Source organism: Vibrio sp. RM-41-2B (assembly GCF_024744415.1).
Lineage (GTDB): Bacteria > Pseudomonadota > Gammaproteobacteria > Enterobacterales > Vibrionaceae > Vibrio > Vibrio diabolicus.
In genome coordinates this window covers 13,551-31,138 of record NZ_JAMQWD010000027.1, presented here as the reverse complement: position 1 = coordinate 31,138, position 17,588 = coordinate 13,551, and the positions used below count along the sequence as shown (strand labels likewise).

The following is a 17,588-nucleotide window of genomic DNA, read 5'->3' as shown; positions in this document are numbered from 1 at the left end:
CGAAGTTTCTAATTGGATTATCATCAACGAGTGCCCACACAGATTGATAGGTTTATATTTTTAAAGAGCTTTTCTAACTTATCCAGCAACTTAGTTGCTCGTCGTTAGGGGTGCGTATCTTACTCCGCACCGTGAGAGAGTCAAGCATTTTTTCAAATTTCTTTTTCTCTCACTCCCGACTCGCTGTGTGACTTTCGTCTCACTCCGTGTCGGTGGATGCGCAGTATAGGGAGTTGAGAAATTAGTACAAGCGTTTTTTGCAAAAAAACTTTCAACCGAACAAATAGCAATCACTTTGTGTGTATACCAAGCGATCTTGGCTATTTTCTCTCATTTAAAAGGATCTTTCCTCAAGAAAAAGGGCGTTTCTACCTGAATTACGATCTTCAAATTTGATGTAATTGAAGCAAATGATATTCGCTCAACGCGCTTTTTCTTTTCTGCCTGCTGTATAAAAGATAAAAAAGAGCAGAACGATAACGAACTGCTCTTTGGTCTTTGCTTTTTACTTGGGGTACTTCAGGTGAAGTCTTGGAAATTGCTTCTTCTATATAGAAGAAAAGATCAGAGCATCCTTGCCCTTCTCTTTTACGACAGATTAGCTAGGGGTATATCTAAATGTCGTGGTTGTTCGATGACACATTGAGCTCGTAAGAGTGGAGCATGCTTGCATTCCCAATGGCGTCATCTTCGAGAGGAACTTAGTTCTTCAATACTTTTACGGTGTAGCTACCATCTTTTTGTTGGTATAGACCGTGGATGTCGGTTTCGAAACCTGGGTAATGCGCACCGATCTCACAAAGCATCTCTAGGAAGTCCAGCACAGGGCGAGACTCTTGAGTCACCATTTCACCAGGAAGTACTAGTGGCACACCTGGAGGGTAAGGAAGGATCATGTTCGCACTTACGCGACCAACCATTTCTTCCAGTTTGATTTCTTCTACGTTACCGCGAAGCTCTTCTTGCCATGCTGCGTGTGGTGTTACTTTCATTTCAGGAAGAACATCGAACGCTTTGTACATTAGCTCTGGTAGATTGTATTTCTTAGTTAGGTTGTGAATCGCTTGTGCTAATTCTTGAACGCGCATGCCTTCATAGAAGCTTGGGTCTTCATTATATAGCGAAGGTAGGAAGCTCTTGATGGTTAGGTTCAAGTCGTACCCACGTTTAAATTCAGTCAGACCGCGTAGCAATTGCATTGCTTTTGATTTGTCGATACCGATTGAGAATAGGAACAACAAGTTGTATGGACCTGTTTTCTCTACCACGATGCCGCGCTCGTCTAGGAATTTAGCCACCAGCGAAGCAGGAATACCTGATTCTTCTAGTTCGCCTTCTTTATTCATCCCCGGAGTCAGTAGCGTGACTTTGATTGGGTCAAGATACATGTGGTTGTCATCCATGTTCTTGAAGCCGTGCCATGTATCGCTAGGGTCTAGTTTCCAACATTCTGTGGTATCGATGTTTTCTGGTTGCCATACATCGAAGAACCAGCTGTCACTTTCTGCTTCTAGGCGTTTGATCTCTTTACGGAAGCGAATTGCGCGATCGATAGAGTCTTGCATCAACTTCTTACCTGTGTTGCCGCGCATCATTGCCGCTGCAGTTTCAGTAGAAGCAACAATGCCGTACTGAGGTGAAGTTGAAGTGTGCATCATGAATGCTTCGTTGAAAGATTCTTTGTCAAAGTCACCTTTCACGTGAATCATTGAAGCTTGTGAGAACGCTGCCAACAGTTTGTGTGTTGATTGTGTTTCGTAGAACACTTTGCCTGGCATCGCTTCACCACTCATACCACATTTACCTTCGTAAATTGGGTTGAAGTTAGTGTAAGGCACCCAAGCACTGTCGAAGTGGATATGTTTACAATCTAGCGACTCTTTGATGAATTGCGTGTTGTACAACAGGCCATCGTAAGTTGAGTTAGTCACTACCGCGTAAGATGGCGCAGTTGCACCTGGTGTTTTCGCCACTTTCTCTGCAATGACATCGCGGCTGAATTCGCTTTGTGGAATACCACCAAGGATGCCGTATGCGTTACGAGTTGGGCGGAAGTAGATTGGTGTCACGTCGCTCATCATCATTAGGTGAGTCAGAGATTTGTGACAGTTACGGTCAATCAGTACTGTGCTGCCCGCAGGTGCTGAGTACATACCAACGATTTTGTTCGATGTAGACGTACCGTTCGTTACGATGTACGAGCTGTCTGCATTGAATGTACGTGCAATGTATTCTTCTGCATCTTTATGTGGACCTGAGTGGTCTAGCAGAGAGCCTAGTTCAGGCATTGAGATTGATACGTCCGCTTTAAATGTGTTTGGACCGTAAAAATCGTAGAAGATGCTACCAGCAGGGCTTTTCTGGAATGCAGTACCGCCCATGTGACCTGGAGTACAGAAGGTGTATTTACCTTCTTCTACGTATTTGAATAGCGCTTTAGTGAATGGAGGCATGATGGCATCTTTGTATGCCTCAGTCGCTTGGTTGATTTTGATAGCGATGTCGTCAGCCATACCTAAAGCGTACTCGAAGAAGCTCACGTTTAGACGTAGGTCTGTTAGTGAAATGTCTAGAGTAGACTGTTCGTTAGCAAATGCGTGAACAGGCAGTTTTTCGTTGATTTGGCTGATACGTTCACATAGCTCTAGTGAGTATTTATCCCAGTCGAACAGCACACCGCAAATACGTGGGTTCATCTCAATCATTTTGATCAAGTCTTTATCATCTACTGGGTAAACCACTTCGTAGCCCGCTTTCTCAAGAGCAGCGTGAAGTTGACGAACTGGCTCTTCTTTAAAGAACACACCCATGTGGTTCAAGATAGCGAATATATTCATTTGGACATCTCCAAGGCGAATGAGGGCGCTCTTTGCCATTTACAGGCAATGAGTAAAGGTGAGCGCCGAGTGAATTTGGGTTTTATGGGCTGGCACCGAAGTGCCAGCGTTTGGGGATTAGTTGCTTGCTTGGGCAGGCATATCGTCAGCGTGCATTTTCACGTACTGAGCAAGACCTGCTTTTTTGCTGTAGAACATCAAGATAACGAGAGACACGATGAAGGTTGCTGTGAGCGTACCGCCTTCTGCACCCGCTAGTGCGATGAAGCAGAACAGACAAGCCACACCAGAGAACAGCATTACGAAGCCGTTGCGTGTTGTCATACCTTCGAAGCGAATCAAGTTAATGCTTGAGTAGAAGTAAGGCAGCATAGTTAGTAGAACTGCATCAGTCGTTAGCTGGTTGAACAGGTCTGATGCGTGTGCTGTTTTAGAGCTGAAGAACATCAGTACAACCATTAATGCTGTCATCTTGATTGACGCAAGGATTAGACCTTTCTTAGGCACACCGTTTTTGTCAGTTTCGCCGTAGATTTTAGGGAAGTTGCCATCGCTTGCTGCACGTTTACCAGCCTCGCCCACCAGCATCATCCAAGAACCTAGCGAAGTGAAACATGCTAGTGCTGTGAATGCTGATACGAATGGTGCTGTCCAGCGACCGAATAGCTCAGTGGTTGCCAATGCAAATGGCGCACCTGATGCCGCAACTTCAGAAGCAGGGAACATGCCGCTGATCATTTGAGTTGATAGGATATAAATCACACCTGCGATACCAGTACCCAGCATGGTTGCTAGCGGTACAGTACGTTTAGGATTTTCTACCATACCTGTCGATACTGCTGCTGATTCCACACCAACGAATGACCATAGACAGATAAGAACCGCAGTCACAATCGCATGGCTATCCGTACCCGCAGATACGTTCCAGTTTTGGCTGTATAGCGCAGTGTCGAAGTGCGTCCAACCAAATGCCGCTGTACCAACAACTGGAATGAGGATTAGAACAAGACCAAGCGTACATAGACGGCTTACCCAGCTACCACCAAGTAGGTTGACGAAAGTGAAGATCCATACCGATGCAATCGTCGCAATACCTGCTGGGATTGGGTTATTAAGCACAGGGAAGAATACTGAAAGGTAAGAAACACCTGTAATGGCAATAGCCAGGTTACCAATCCAGTTCGCGTGGTAATAAAGAACGCCCGTTTGGAAACCAAAGACAGGTGAAACTTCGCCAGCGTAAGCGATAGGACCACCTTCTTGAGGGTTTTTGGTTGCCAGACGAGCGTAAACAAACGCAAGGCTCAGTGCACCGATCAAACAGATCAGCCAACTGAAAATTGAAACAGAGCCTACTGAAGCTAGGCTAGAAGGTAACAGTGCAATACCACTACCCATCATGTTACCGGCTACTACACCCGTACAGGCAATTAGGCCGATTTTTTTCGTATTCGATGACATAACATCTCCAAATCTATTCTACTCAAGTCAACGTGACTCAAACTGAACGGTTATTAGCGAGATGCTATGAAGTAGATACCTGCTCGACCTCGCTAAATTTCGAAGTGAAGACTACGCCCAAAAATCGGGAAAAAAATAAACTTGGCGTTATCAATAAAATGATTAGTTAATCAACATCAAGTTGAGATAAACATGATAAACACAAAAGCATAAAACTATATTATTCATTCGGTTATAAGAAAAACATCAAGCCTTCTACCGATAGATAAACTCTCATCAACTCGTTAGTAATCGCGGCAAAAGTTATCAACCTCTATCAACTTCCCCGCCCCGAACGGTTGATTCCCTGAACTGTTGATTCCATAAATCTCTCCCTGATCGCGCTTTTTGACCCACATCAATATTCATCTCGCCTGCAAGAAAGCATCAGAATCATTCTCGCCAAATAACCCAGCCAGACACTCCATACAATCAATAGAGATAGAGATAGAGATAGAGATAGAGATAGAGATAGAGATAGAGAAGAAAACCGGATATGTCTTCCCGTTGCAAGCTTGCGTTACTGGCTCCTTCGTAAGTCATTACCCCACCGCCCACCCTTTTCACTTTTCGACAGCTACAAAAAAGCCCCTCACCGAAATGAGGGGCTAGTATTAAACGGACGTAGAGTACGAGAGAATTAAAGCATTCGAACGACAGAAGGGTGAACAGCGCGATACATGGCGTAATCAATCGCCTTCATGTTACTTGGGAAGACCAAGTTTTCGCACAGCAGGTACGTCTCAACCGACGTATCAATATAGAAAGCTTCGCTGTAAGACTCACTGGCCAAATCCAGATCACCATCCAATTCAGCGTGTTTACCACGAATCACATAAGAAAGCACCGAATCACGTAACCTCAAAGCCTGCCCAAGATGCTGCTTGGCTGAAGCCATGTCACCAATAATGGTTTCGTGCAGGGCTAAAGCTTCATAAATTCGCGGTTGAATTGGCCCAACCATCATTTTTACGTTAGTTTCTAGTGCGTCACTCAACTGCTGCACTCGCCCTTTCTTCAACTCCTGTGAAAAATCGAGCACCTTCTGCACGTGGTAAGCAATTAATAACTCTGCCTGAACGTAAGCGTTATCTGGCTCAATTTCTAAAATGTTTTCCATCAAGTTGACGCCTTGGCGAAACTGCTTGGCATCCGAGACATTGAGATAATGGTTAGCTTGAACAAACAGCTCCAAAGCATCTGGGTTAATTGGCATTCCCGCCACCAGCATCGTGGATTTCAGCTTGGCATCCGGTACTTTCAGGACTTGCATCAAGTCTAACGACGCTTGTTGAAGCACTGTCTTTAAATGGCTGCTGGTTAACGCGTATTGACGACTAAACAACACCTTTTCAGATGAGTTATTGCGATATTCCACCTCTAAAAAGCTACCACCATCATTTTCACGAACCCGCACCACAACCGATTTGCCCGGCACAATACCCGAGGTAAACGACGCCTTCTTTAGCATGACTCGGTAATCGCTCACTTGAGCAATGTCGGACATCAACTTTTGGGCAAACCCGTCTGCCAAATCGTAGCTTAACCCTTCGCTCGTGAAGTTATCTTGAAACTTGAATTCGATAAGGTGAGTATCGATGGCTTGAGTAATACGCACTTCCGATTGCTTGTAGGTAAACACGCCCATCACCACAACCAAGACACTGATCCAGATGAAGTTCATGATCCCCAGGCGCCACGGACTGATTTTATTTTTTTTCTGAGGGGCCTTTTTCTCTTTGGACATCTCACAGACCGCGCGAGTCAGAGGGCCAGCAGGAAAGGTGACGGCAGGTGCGATAGGTAGAGTATCTTCTTCTGATTCTTCAACAATAGGAGGAAGAGTTTCTGAATCACAATGACGACTTGCGAGGAATTCCTCAAGTGTCATTGGGGTCACATTCGCCACCAGCTTGTAACCACGTTTCGGCACTGTAATGACGTAGCTGGTATTTTCTTCCCGACCGTCCCGCAGTAATTTACGCAACTCAAAAATGGACTGAGTCACCACTTGATCGGTCACAATCGCCCCTGCCCAAACGTATTGGATCAATTCCTCACGATTGAACACCTCATTCGCATGCTCCGCTAGGAAATGCAGAAGATTAATTAAGCGTGGCTCAACAGTAACTTCCCTATCTTGTCGATACAGCTTATTTTCATCAACGCTTAAAACCCAGTCATTGATTTGAAAATAGACTCCAACCATGTATGAAAACTCTCGTATCTACAGACAGCGCTACGGCAGGAATCAAACAATGGTCAATTCCTACTGGTAACTAAAGGCGAGATTATAGGTGGGAAAACGGCGTGCACCTAGAAAAGCAAGCCGCCAAAAATGCAAACTTAAGTTAAGTGATGCAGAAATGAGACTACTCAAGTGCTGCAAGGATAGAACAATGAGTAGCATCATCGTCCGTATGACCGCAGCAAGCATCATTGATCTTCTTCAAAGCTCGACGAATTTTCGTTAGCTCGTTAATTTTTCCATCAATCAGCTCTAACTTAGCAGAAGTAATAGCTTTAACCTCTGCACAGCTGTGTTCTGTTGCTTCTAGTTTGATTTCTAGTAGCTCTTTAATCTCATCCAAGCTCAGGCCCAGCTCTTTACCTTTAAGGATGAAGTGTACCTGCTTTTGATTCTCTTCATTATAGAGACGATAACCTGATTCACTTCGACCTGCGGGCTTTATCAGCGCGTTTTTCTCATAAAAACGCAGCGTATCTGCAGTCACACCACAACGTTTTGCCAGTTCACCTATCTGAAACATAACTTTCCCTATTAACTATCTCGTTACTTTTAAAGCTAAAGAACCTCTTTTTCACAATTATTTTTGAGATGCCAAACGATTGCGCGAGCTTTTTTGTAATAAATTGGTTAGAATACGCGCCATCAAATGTGGAGACTGTTTTCTAACCAGAAAACATCCGGCAAAGGTCTTTACCAAAACTGGCCAATATTTTACCCCAAGAGGTAAAAACAAGTTCATTTTTGGCAAACATCTTTAACTCCGTGAATTTGAGGAAAATGGAAGCATGAATAACGCTCGTCCTATTCGCCGTGCGCTTATCAGCGTATCAGACAAAACAGGTATTGTTGAGTTTGCACAAGCTCTTGCTGAGCGCGGTGTCGATATCCTATCTACTGGTGGTACAGCACGCCTACTTGCCGAACAAGGCATCGCAGTAACAGAAGTCTCTGACTACACAGGTTTCCCAGAAATGATGGACGGCCGCGTTAAAACGCTTCACCCGAAAGTTCACGGTGGTGTGCTTGGTCGTCGTGGTCAAGATGACGACGTGATGGCAAAACATGACATCAATCCAATCGACATGGTCGTTGTTAACCTATACCCATTCGCAGAAACCGTTGCAAAAGAAGGCTGTACACTAGCTGACGCGGTTGAAAACATCGATATCGGCGGCCCAACGATGGTGCGCTCTGCTGCGAAAAACCACAAAGACGTGACTATCGTTGTGAACGCTCATGATTACGACCGCGTTATCGCTGAAATGGACGCGAACGAGAAATCTCTAACACTAGAGACTCGTTTCGACCTTGCTATCGCAGCATTCGAGCACACTGCCGCTTACGATGGCATGATCGCAAACTACTTCGGCACTATGGTTCCATCTTACGGTGAGAACAAAGAAGGTGATGAAGAGAGCAAATTCCCTCGTACGTTCAACCAACAGTTCGAGAAGAAGCAAGACATGCGCTACGGTGAGAACAGCCACCAAGCAGCCGCATTCTACGTTGAAGCAAACCCACAAGAAGCATCTGTTTCAACTGCTCGCCAAATCCAAGGTAAAGCCCTCTCTTACAACAACATTGCAGACACTGATGCAGCACTTGAGTGTGTGAAAGAGTTCAACGAGCCTGCATGTGTAATCGTAAAACACGCCAACCCATGTGGCGTTGCGCTAGGTAAAGACATCCTCGAAGCGTACAACCGCGCTTACCAAACTGACCCAACGTCAGCGTTCGGCGGCATCATTGCATTCAACCAAGAGCTAGATGCAAAAACGGCTAGCGCTATCGTTGAGCGTCAATTCGTTGAAGTGATTATCGCACCTTCTGTTTCTGCTGAAGCGATTGAAATCGTTGCAGCGAAGAAGAACGTACGTCTACTAGAGTGTGGCAAATGGTCAACGAAGACAACGGGCTTTGACGTGAAACGCGTGAATGGCGGCCTACTCGTTCAAGACCGTGACCAAGGTATGGTTAGTCTGGATGACCTTAAAGTGGTCTCTAAGCGTCAACCTACAGAAGAAGAGCTAAAAGACGCGCTATTCTGCTGGAAAGTTGCGAAATACGTGAAATCCAATGCGATCGTTTACGCAAAAGGTGACATGACTATCGGTGTAGGCGCAGGCCAAATGAGCCGCGTTTACTCAGCGAAAATTGCCGGCATCAAAGCCGCAGATGAAGGCTTAGAAGTTGCCGGTAGCGTAATGGCATCTGACGCTTTCTTCCCATTCCGCGACGGTATCGATGCCGCAGCAGAAGCAGGCATTAAGTGCGTAATTCAGCCAGGTGGCTCAATGCGTGACGACGAAGTTATCGCAGCAGCAGATGAGCACGGCATGGCGATGATCTTCACGGGTATGCGTCACTTCCGCCACTAATTTCCTCATCGTATTTGGCACTGTGGCATTGTTAACTGCTTTCGCCCACCCCGGTTACGTAGCTGGCTATGTTTCCGGGATGGGCTCAATTGTTGCCTAGCCACATCATCAACTACTTTGAGTAAACAGTATTTATAAGATTAAGGATTTTCATATGCGAGTTTTAATCATTGGTTCAGGCGGTCGTGAACATGCGCTAGGCTGGAAAGCGGCGCAAAACCCAAATGTTGAGACTATTTTCATTGCTCCAGGCAACGCAGGTACGGCACTAGAGCCAAAACTAGAGAACGTAAACATTGATGTGGAAGACATCGATAGTCTGGTTGCTTTTGCAAAAGAGAAGGCGATTGAACTGACTATCGTTGGCCCAGAAGCACCATTGGTTATTGGTGTGGTTGATGCGTTCCGCGAAGCGGGCTTACCAATCTTTGGCCCTACCCAAGCCGCAGCGCAGCTTGAAGGCTCCAAAGCGTTTACTAAAGACTTCCTTGCTCGTCACCAAATCCCAACCGGTGCATACGCAAACTTCACAGAAATTGAACCAGCGCTTGCTTACGTGCGTGAGCAAGGTGCGCCGATTGTGGTGAAAGCCGACGGCCTTGCGGCTGGTAAAGGCGTGATTGTGGCAATGACGCTAGAAGAAGCCGAAGACGCAATCAAAGACATGCTAGCAGGCAACGCATTTGGTGACGCAGGCAGCCGCGTGGTTATCGAAGAGTTCCTCGATGGTGAAGAAGCAAGCTTCATCGTGATGGTGGATGGTGAGAACGTTCTGCCAATGGCCACCAGCCAAGATCACAAACGCGTAGGCGACAAAGATACTGGTCCTAACACCGGTGGCATGGGAGCATACTCTCCAGCTCCAGTGGTGACACAGGAAATCCACAACCGCATCATGGAAGAAGTGATTTACCCAACAGTACGTGGCATGGCCTCTGAAGGTAACCCTTACACTGGTTTCCTATACGCGGGTCTTATGATCGACAAAGACGGCACTCCGAAAGTAATCGAGTACAACTGCCGCTTTGGTGATCCAGAGACACAACCTATCATGATGCGCATGGAATCGGATCTTGTTGATCTGTGCCTAGCGGCAATCGACGAGAAACTGGATCAAGTGGAATCAAAATGGGATCCACGTGCGTCGATTGGTATCGTACTCGCAGCCGGTGGTTACCCAGCAGCGTACAACAAAGGCGATGTGATCTCTGGTCTGCCACAAGTTGAAATTGAAGGCGAGAAAGTCTTCCACGCGGGTACAGACAATAAAGATGGCAACATCGTAACAAACGGCGGTCGTGTTCTTTGTGCAACCGCACTTGGCAATGGCGTATCAGAAGCGCAGCAACGCGCTTACGAGCTTGCAAAACAGATCAGTTGGGACGGCATGTTCCATCGCAGTGACATCGGCTACCGTGCGATTGCACGTGAGCAAGAAAAATAAAAACAACTTAAGTTGGCTAAAAAAACAAAAGGCGCATTCAGCGCCTTTTTTATTACTCTGTCAGCAAGTAAGTCTCACCAAGCTTACTCAGCGAGTAATGTTGGTCGTGGTACACAATCAAAGTCATCATCATTGAGCATCAACAGTTCATCAACCGTTGCTTTAGTTCGTGACTGCTTGCCGACAAAAGCCACGTAACTGTCTACAGATGAGAGACGCTCGATAATAAATTTTGGCAACGTCTGATTAAACTCGAGTGTCGAGAACGCTTTACCTTTGCAGGTTTCAAACGATTGGCCATTCCAATAACCTTGAATGAGGCTCTGACTGTTACGAGACTGCGCCTTAACCGACGCCACTACATCATTCGCTTCTGTCTTGTAACGTTCTAATTGTTCATGCTGAAGTGGTAAGACTTTACGATTAACGCGATATTGTTGGTAAACCGCTTCGCCATCTTTATTAAAACGGATGTGGATTTGAAAAGGCACCAACTCTTGCTTGGTATCAACTTGCTCACCTTTTCGAATCAACTCTCGAAGCTCACCTTCATCCCAACGGTAGTCACTTTGAAACCAGCCATTATCCCCCATCGTTACGTAATCCGCAGCCGTACTCACGCGAGTGAGTTTCTCGGTCATCCAGTACAAGCTACTTGCGTCTCCAGCAACTTTGCCGCCAGAGAAGTGAGTGAATTGTTCTAAATTAGGAGTTTCAACCGACGAACAGCCAAAAAGGGTAAAGCTAGATAAGAGAAGTGAAGCGAGTAGATGTTTTTTCATGAAGTTGCACCGAGGCAGGATACCTCGGTGCATTCTAACTTAGTTTACTGATTCTTTCAGCGCTTTACCTGCTACGAATGCAGGTACGTTAGCTGCTGCGATTTGAATCTCGTCACCAGTCTTAGGGTTACGACCAGTACGTGCAGCGCGGTGGTTTACTTTGAATGTACCAAAACCAATTAGTTGAACTTGGTCACCCTCTTTAAGTGCACCAGTTACACCATCAAGAGTCGCTTCAAGAGCAGCTTTTGCTTGTGCTTTTGATAGGTCTGCTTTCTCTGCGATAAAGTCGATTAATTGGGTCTTGTTCATTAGGTTTCCCTTCTCATAGGTTATCGAATTCGTCTCACTCTAAAACATAAATGCCCCATCTGGCAAAGGTTTGTAAGCGATCTTTCGATTTTCTGACGTACTTTTAGCCATAATATGAGTAATAACTCACAATTTGTTACCACATACCCCCTGAAAACCCTTGCTTTCCAAGGTATTTGGACCAATTTATAAGGCACTTTTGCGGTTATAATAGCTGCAAATAACCACTATCAAACTACATTCAAGGGCAACTATGCTGCTGTTATCCATTTATATCTCTATTGCAATCGGCATTTCGTTTATCTGTTCGGTGCTGGAGGCGGTACTGCTGAGTATCAGTCCGAGCTACATTGCGCAGCTCAATCAACAGGGGCATCCCGCTGCTGGGCAACTGGCTAAGCTAAAATCAGATATCGACCGACCATTGGCATCCATTCTGACTCTAAATACCATCGCTCATACCATCGGCGCGGCCACTGCTGGTGCACAAGCTGCGGTTGTATTTGGTAGCGAAGCGTTAGGTATCTTTTCGGCTGTGCTCACACTGGCGATCTTGGTGCTTTCAGAAATCGTACCGAAAACAATTGGCGCAACTTACTGGCGTCAATTGGCGCCAACCGCGGCATTCGCATTACGTTGGATGGTATGGGCGCTAACGCCATTCGTATGGTTTTCAGAGCAAATCACCAAGCGTCTTGCTCGTAACCACGAAGCTCCGAAAATGCGTGATGAACTGTCTGCAATGGCGATTCTGGCACGTGAAAGCGGTGAATTTGCCGAGGGTGAATCAAAAATATTAAGCAACTTGCTTGGCATCCAAGATGTACCTGTAACGCAGGTTATGACGCCACGTCCTGTGGTATTCCGTATCGATGCCACGATGACCATCAATGAGTTCCTAGAAAAACACAAGGATACACCTTTCTCACGTCCATTGGTTTATAGCGAACAAAAGGACAACATCATTGGTTTTGTGCACCGCCTTGAGTTGTTCAAACTACAACAATCAGGTTGTGGACAGAAACAACTGGGAGCAATCATGCGCCCGATTCAAGTGGTGCTAAACAACACGACTTTACCGAAAGTGTTTGACCAAATGATGACTCATCGCCTACAGCTAGCCCTTGTCGTTGACGAATACGGTACTGTGCAAGGCTTGGTGACGTTGGAGGATATTTTTGAACACCTCGTGGGTGAAGAAATCATCGATGAAGCGGATAAAAGTACCGACATGCAAGAGCTGGCTTACCAACGTTGGGAAAGTTGGAAAGAGATGCACGGCGTAATCGAAAGCCGCGATGACGATGAAGAAGAGGAAGAACTGGAGAAGCATCACAAGGAGCCAGAAACTCAAGAAGCGACAAAACCAGGCTCTAAAGAATCGTAATCAGCATTGGGCATAACCGCTCAAACGCCGCAAACAAAAAGGCATCCATTTAGGATGCCTTTTTCTATCTATTCAACGACTAAAGTGCGATACCGATATTGCTCACACCTTCTTCACGTAACTCTTCACGTAAATCTTTAATCAAGTTGATGTCACGCTCTACCGCTTCACGCAGTGGACGGAAAATAGCCCACTGCACGTCCCATTCTTCACATACGGCTTCATTTTCTTTCTGATTGTCGTTGGTGATTGGCTCTGCACCTTGCGCTTGCTCTAGATCAGCAACGGTTTGTACCGACTGTTGGCTCACTTTAAGCATTGAATCGAAAAGGTAGTCGCGGTCCAATAGGCCATGCAGTAACGTAGACAAACCCTGACACGCGTCCATCGCTGGATAAACCCCGTAAAAATCGAACTCATCCGCACTTGGGAACAACTCTTCTAACTTCTCTAATTGACGTTCGAAGTTAATTTTCGCGTTCTTAACTGTCAAAATTTCCCATACACTATCAAGAATCGCTCGGTACGCACGCGGATCAGCAAATTCTGTATTCTCACAAAACATCGCATAGTTTGGATACATGCGTTCACACAGACACGCCATAAAGGTAATTTGTTGCCAAGGTTCTAGTTTTTCTAAACGAACCTGAAGAGGATTCTTAAGCATAGTCACTCAATCATTGAAGAAAAAAACAGCGAAAGTGTACTTGATTCATCACAGGGAAAAAAGTTAATGCCGCATTCAAATCAGATTTTCCTGCTCTCAGAGCATCGTGACACCTACGAAACGTTATTGACGGAGAGAAAGCTGCCAGATCTGAGCATCACTGATAAGCCAGAGGAAGCTCAAATAGTTCTTGCTGATCCACCATTACTATCACAAAGGTTAGACGAGTTTTCACAGCTTGAGTGGGTGCAATCCACATTTGCGGGGGTGAACGCTTTAATGTCACCGGATCTGCGCCAAGATTACACACTGACCAACGTACGCGGTATTTTCGGCCCATTAATTGCCGAGTATGTGCTGGGTTACAGTATTGCCCATTACCGCCACTTCAACCGATACCACCAGCAACAACAAAACAAACGATGGCAGCCTCACCTCTATACATCATTACAAAGTAAAACCATGGTAATTCTTGGTACCGGTAGCATTGGGGGCTATCTGGGCAACGCCGCTAAAGCAATGGGGATAAAAACTATCGGTATGAACCGCACAGGTATTCCGACCTCAGGTGGTGAGTTTCATCAGACCTTTCATATCAGTGAACTAAGTAAGGCATTTGAACAAGCCGACATTGTTGTGAATACCCTACCAAGTACACCGGAGACGCAACAGTTACTTAATCGTCAAACGCTCAGCCAACTAAGTCAGGCGTTATTGTTTAACGTAGGTCGTGGCGACGTACTGGATGAGGCTGGATTGCTCTTCGCTCTGAAAAACCGTTGGGTAGAACACGCCTTCTTAGATGTGTTTGAGCAAGAACCGTTGTCGGTAGAACATCCGTTTTGGAAACTTCCGCAAGTAACCATCACCCCTCACATCGCGGCGTTAAGTTTCCCCGAGCAAGTGATCGACATTTTTGCAGACAACTACTTGAGTTGGAGGGACGGTTTCTCTCTAAATAATCAGGTTGATTTCGACAAAGGGTATTAGCCGTTTTATGTCTCTAGAAACATTGCTTCAACAAGTGCGCGCCTGTCAGATTTGCGCGGATGATTTACCTTTGGGTGCAAACCCTGTCGTACAAGCCGCAAAAGACGCACGCATCCTAATCATCGGACAAGCGCCGGGGACGCGTGTGCACAAAACCTCGATACCTTGGAACGATCCAAGCGGCGATCGGTTACGCCAATGGCTCGATATCGACAAAGACATTTTCTACGACCCAAACAAAATAGCCATTGTCCCGATGGGCTTCTGCTATCCAGGCAAGGGGAACTCTGGCGATTTACCTCCTCGCAAAGAGTGTGCGCCCGCTTGGCACAAAAAGATTCTCGATCAGTTGCCCAATATAGAGCTGACGCTACTGATTGGTCAGTACTCACAGCAGTACTACCTGACCAACAAACCAAAGACACTCACGCAAACCGTTCAGCAATGGCAGGATTGGGAACCTGATTTTATCCCGCTTCCTCATCCTTCTCCACGCAATACATTGTGGTTAAAGAAGAATCCTTGGTTTGAATCTGAAGTCGTGCCATACCTTAAAAAACGCGTTCACTCGATGCTTTAGGTTACCCATGATCTAATTGCTTTTTTATCTGTACAAGAAAATGAGCACACAAACACAAACCGCTAAGCTGTTGTTTATAATAAGATTAAACAATAAGCGCACAGACTAAATAGTAATTAGATCATAGTAGGCCAAATACTACTAGAGCTGTACAGCCTTGAGTTTCAGATAAAAAATTGAATTTTAGGTAAAAAAATACCGGCACTGAATGCCGGCATTTGATTGCAAAAAATCTAACTTACTTGTGGTATGGCTTAGATAACTCGTGTACCGCTTCCACAAATACGCCCGCGTTTTCTGGCGGTACATCCAAGTGGATACCGTGACCTAGGTTGAACACATGACCAGTCCCCGTATCACCAAATCCTTCTAGGATATCCGCTACTTCTTCACGGATGCGCTCTGGCGAAGCGTAAAGCATTGATGGGTCCATGTTACCTTGCAGCGCCACTTTATCACCGATACGTGCTTTCGCGTCTGCAATGTTGATTGTCCAGTCTAGACCAACTGCATCACAGCCCGTTGCTGCGATTTGCTCAAGCCACATGCCGCCATTCTTAGTAAATAGTGTTACTGGCACGCGGCGACCGTCGTTTTCACGAATCAGACCATCTACAATCTTGTGCATGTATTGCAGCGAGAACAGGTTGTAATCACGAGGCGTTAGTACGCCACCCCATGTGTCAAATACCATTACTGACTGCGCGCCTGCTTTAATTTGCGCGTTTAAGTACTCGATAACGCTGTCTGCCAACTTATCTAGAAGTAGGTGCAGAGTTTGTGGTTCCGCGTACATCATTTTCTTGATCTTGGTGAAGGCTTTAGAACTGCCACCTTCGATCATGTACGTAGCAAGAGTCCACGGGCTACCAGAGAAGCCAATTAACGGCACTTCACCCTTCAGGTCTTTACGGATCTGGCGCACTGCATTCATTACATATTGCAGTTCACCTTCTGGATCTGGCAAACCAATTTTTTCCACGTCAGCTTTGCATGTAATTGGGTTATCAAAAACAGGTCCTTCGCCCGCAGCAAAACGTAAACCAAGCCCCATTGCATCTGGAATCGTTAAGATGTCCGAGAATAAGATCGCGGCATCAAGAGGAAAACGGCGTAATGGTTGAAGTGTCACTTCGGATGCTAATTCTGCATTTCGACACAAAGACATGAAATCACCCGCTTCTGCACGAGTCGCTTTGTATTCTGGTAGGTAACGACCTGCCTGGCGCATCATCCATACTGGCGTGTAATCTACCGGCTCTTTTAAAAGCGCACGCAGATAACGATCATTTTTTAATTCAGTCATTCCGTAATTCCAACTGTTAGGCTTTCTGTGAAAGGGGGTATTCTATCACTGATTTAAGTCCAATAGCTGTGTGCTTTGCAACCTGGATCAAGTTATTAACTTTTAAATCAATGCTTAATTTGCACCCAATCGGTATCAGTGTTAAAAATTTGTTCGCTAGCGAAAACTACAATTATAAACTGAGTACTTAGTACTCAGCATCTCATAACGACATCTTACTTACCCCCTCCCTCTCGGAGGGTTTTTTTTATCTATTTATCAGATAATTAGAGTCTATATCTTTCAGCGTTTGTTCGATAAGCGCTCTTGCAATCGTTCCTTTAGGCGCAACAGGCGGCATCTCGTCAATACCAAACCATTGTGCATCAGACAGCTCAGTGTAGTCTGGAATTAACTCTCCCGATTCATAGTCAGCTAAAAACCCCATCATCATACTCGATGGGAAAGCCCAAGGCTGGCTGCCAAAGTAACGAATATTTTTAACGAGAATTCCTGTTTCTTCATGAATTTCTCGAGCCACACACTCTTCTAATGTCTCACCAACTTCTAAGAAGCCGGCAATAACGGTATACATACCATTTCGATGCCTTGGATGTTGAGCCAATAAGATCTGATTATCTTTACGCACAGCAACGATAATACATGGAAATATTCGAGGATAATGGAGAGTACGGCATTCGCCACACTGCATAGCTAACTGGTTATTATTAAGAAAGTTTCTTCCACCGCACTGTGGGCAAAAACGCAGACTTTGCGTCATGTGCCCATACTGGACCGCTTTACTTAACAACATAAATAATGGCTCAGGAAAATGCAGGCAGTCGCGTAGTGAGACTAATGGTAGATCATGCTCCAGATCAGACAAATTAAGCCACATGACGGGCGAACCTGAATACTCACCAATGGGCCTTGCACTCACTTCAGGCAGTGATAACTGCTCTGCAGACCCGAAAGGCACAGCACCATCCACCAGCCAAATTTCACTTCCTGCAACAACACACCAGTATGCATTTATCGCGCGGTTAACATCACCTTTTCTTAACATTACACCATCCCTTTGCTTGAAGTTCGTTCATTTTACTGGCAATCTAATTTCATACTAGAGTTTGTCGTTAAGTAAATTTGCACTCTAAATTCTAGTAAGGACAAGAGTT

The 17,588-nt window shown here is 45.5% G+C and carries 14 protein-coding genes; 5 read left to right on the top strand and 9 right to left on the bottom strand.

Features of this window, described 5'->3' with window-relative positions; all coding sequences use genetic code 11:
* Positions 1–701: 701 nt before the first annotated feature.
* The 4 genes from NB463_RS15765 to zntR all read right to left on the bottom strand — a co-directional run bounded on the left by NB463_RS15765 (position 702) and on the right by zntR (position 7,108).
* Positions 702–2,837: a lysine decarboxylase CadA gene (locus NB463_RS15765; protein WP_012841314.1), complete on the bottom strand. Its 2,136-nt coding sequence runs from the start codon at positions 2,835–2,837 to the stop codon at positions 702–704.
* A 117-nt stretch (positions 2,838–2,954) separates the two neighbouring features.
* Positions 2,955–4,298 carry a cadaverine/lysine antiporter gene (cadB, locus tag NB463_RS15760; RefSeq protein ID WP_258431592.1) on the bottom strand — a complete coding sequence of 448 codons (1,344 nt, stop codon included), beginning with the start codon at positions 4,296–4,298 and terminating at the stop codon, positions 2,955–2,957.
* A gap of 679 nt (positions 4,299–4,977) precedes the next feature.
* Positions 4,978–6,546 (bottom strand): lysine decarboxylation/transport transcriptional activator CadC, encoded by a 1,569-nt coding sequence (gene cadC / locus NB463_RS15755; RefSeq protein ID WP_237312829.1) that lies wholly within the window; start codon positions 6,544–6,546, stop codon positions 4,978–4,980.
* A gap of 163 nt (positions 6,547–6,709) precedes the next feature.
* A complete protein-coding gene (gene zntR / locus NB463_RS15750; RefSeq protein WP_005397290.1) occupies positions 6,710–7,108 on the bottom strand; it encodes a Zn(2+)-responsive transcriptional regulator in 399 nt (132 codons plus the stop codon).
* Between the two features lie 265 nt (positions 7,109–7,373).
* Between zntR and purH the strand changes: the two genes are divergently transcribed.
* Complete coding sequence (gene purH / locus NB463_RS15745) at positions 7,374–8,966, top strand: bifunctional phosphoribosylaminoimidazolecarboxamide formyltransferase/IMP cyclohydrolase (protein WP_258431591.1); 1,593 nt, start codon at positions 7,374–7,376, stop codon at positions 8,964–8,966.
* A gap of 154 nt (positions 8,967–9,120) precedes the next feature.
* Entirely contained in the window at positions 9,121–10,410 is a 1,290-nt protein-coding gene (purD, locus tag NB463_RS15740) for a phosphoribosylamine--glycine ligase (RefSeq protein WP_258431590.1), read from the top strand.
* 83 nt (positions 10,411–10,493) lie between these two features.
* Here the strand turns inward: purD and NB463_RS15735 are convergent, their stop codons facing one another.
* A complete protein-coding gene (locus NB463_RS15735) occupies positions 10,494–11,192 on the bottom strand; it encodes a DUF1481 domain-containing protein (protein ID WP_258431589.1) in 699 nt (232 codons plus the stop codon).
* 39 nt (positions 11,193–11,231) lie between these two features.
* Positions 11,232–11,504 (bottom strand): nucleoid-associated protein HU-alpha, encoded by a 273-nt coding sequence (hupA, locus tag NB463_RS15730; protein ID WP_005382524.1) that lies wholly within the window; start codon positions 11,502–11,504, stop codon positions 11,232–11,234.
* A 253-nt stretch (positions 11,505–11,757) separates the two neighbouring features.
* Here hupA and NB463_RS15725 point away from each other — a divergent pair, with 253 nt between their 5' ends.
* The gene (locus tag NB463_RS15725) at positions 11,758–12,891 is read left to right on the top strand and encodes a hemolysin family protein (protein WP_258431588.1); all 1,134 of its coding nucleotides are present in this window, start codon (positions 11,758–11,760) and stop codon (positions 12,889–12,891) included.
* A gap of 79 nt (positions 12,892–12,970) precedes the next feature.
* On the opposite strand, the gene NB463_RS15720 is transcribed toward NB463_RS15725, so the two are convergent.
* On the bottom strand, positions 12,971–13,558 hold the full coding sequence (locus NB463_RS15720; RefSeq protein WP_258431587.1) for a YjaG family protein: 588 nt from the start codon (positions 13,556–13,558) through the stop codon (positions 12,971–12,973).
* A 66-nt stretch (positions 13,559–13,624) separates the two neighbouring features.
* On the opposite strand from NB463_RS15720, the gene NB463_RS15715 reads away from it, so the two are divergent.
* Both NB463_RS15715 and NB463_RS15710 read left to right on the top strand, forming a co-directional pair.
* On the top strand, positions 13,625–14,548 hold the full coding sequence (locus tag NB463_RS15715) for a D-2-hydroxyacid dehydrogenase (protein ID WP_258431586.1): 924 nt from the start codon (positions 13,625–13,627) through the stop codon (positions 14,546–14,548).
* Positions 14,549–14,555: 7 nt separating this feature from the next.
* Complete coding sequence (locus NB463_RS15710) at positions 14,556–15,128, top strand: uracil-DNA glycosylase family protein (protein WP_258431585.1); 573 nt, start codon at positions 14,556–14,558, stop codon at positions 15,126–15,128.
* Between the two features lie 238 nt (positions 15,129–15,366).
* On the opposite strand, the gene hemE is transcribed toward NB463_RS15710, so the two are convergent.
* Positions 15,367–16,434: a uroporphyrinogen decarboxylase gene (gene hemE / locus NB463_RS15705; RefSeq protein ID WP_006743188.1), complete on the bottom strand. Its 1,068-nt coding sequence runs from the start codon at positions 16,432–16,434 to the stop codon at positions 15,367–15,369.
* Positions 16,435–16,681: 247 nt separating this feature from the next.
* Complete coding sequence (gene nudC / locus NB463_RS15700) at positions 16,682–17,479, bottom strand: NAD(+) diphosphatase (protein ID WP_257083051.1); 798 nt, start codon at positions 17,477–17,479, stop codon at positions 16,682–16,684.
* Positions 17,480–17,588 lie beyond the last annotated feature (109 nt).

Coding starts and splice junctions, on each gene's coding strand:
- NB463_RS15765 (WP_012841314.1), bottom strand. CDS start 2,837: ATGAATATATTCGCTATCTTGAACCACATGGGTGTGTTCTTTAAAGAA.
- cadB (WP_258431592.1), bottom strand. CDS start 4,298: ATGTCATCGAATACGAAAAAAATCGGCCTAATTGCCTGTACGGGTGTA.
- cadC (WP_237312829.1), bottom strand. CDS start 6,546: ATGGTTGGAGTCTATTTTCAAATCAATGACTGGGTTTTAAGCGTTGAT.
- zntR (WP_005397290.1), bottom strand. CDS start 7,108: ATGTTTCAGATAGGTGAACTGGCAAAACGTTGTGGTGTGACTGCAGAT.
- purH (WP_258431591.1), top strand. CDS start 7,374: ATGAATAACGCTCGTCCTATTCGCCGTGCGCTTATCAGCGTATCAGAC.
- purD (WP_258431590.1), top strand. CDS start 9,121: ATGCGAGTTTTAATCATTGGTTCAGGCGGTCGTGAACATGCGCTAGGC.
- NB463_RS15735 (WP_258431589.1), bottom strand. CDS start 11,192: ATGAAAAAACATCTACTCGCTTCACTTCTCTTATCTAGCTTTACCCTT.
- hupA (WP_005382524.1), bottom strand. CDS start 11,504: ATGAACAAGACCCAATTAATCGACTTTATCGCAGAGAAAGCAGACCTA.
- NB463_RS15725 (WP_258431588.1), top strand. CDS start 11,758: ATGCTGCTGTTATCCATTTATATCTCTATTGCAATCGGCATTTCGTTT.
- NB463_RS15720 (WP_258431587.1), bottom strand. CDS start 13,558: ATGCTTAAGAATCCTCTTCAGGTTCGTTTAGAAAAACTAGAACCTTGG.
- NB463_RS15715 (WP_258431586.1), top strand. CDS start 13,625: ATGCCGCATTCAAATCAGATTTTCCTGCTCTCAGAGCATCGTGACACC.
- NB463_RS15710 (WP_258431585.1), top strand. CDS start 14,556: ATGTCTCTAGAAACATTGCTTCAACAAGTGCGCGCCTGTCAGATTTGC.
- hemE (WP_006743188.1), bottom strand. CDS start 16,434: ATGACTGAATTAAAAAATGATCGTTATCTGCGTGCGCTTTTAAAAGAG.
- nudC (WP_257083051.1), bottom strand. CDS start 17,479: ATGTTAAGAAAAGGTGATGTTAACCGCGCGATAAATGCATACTGGTGT.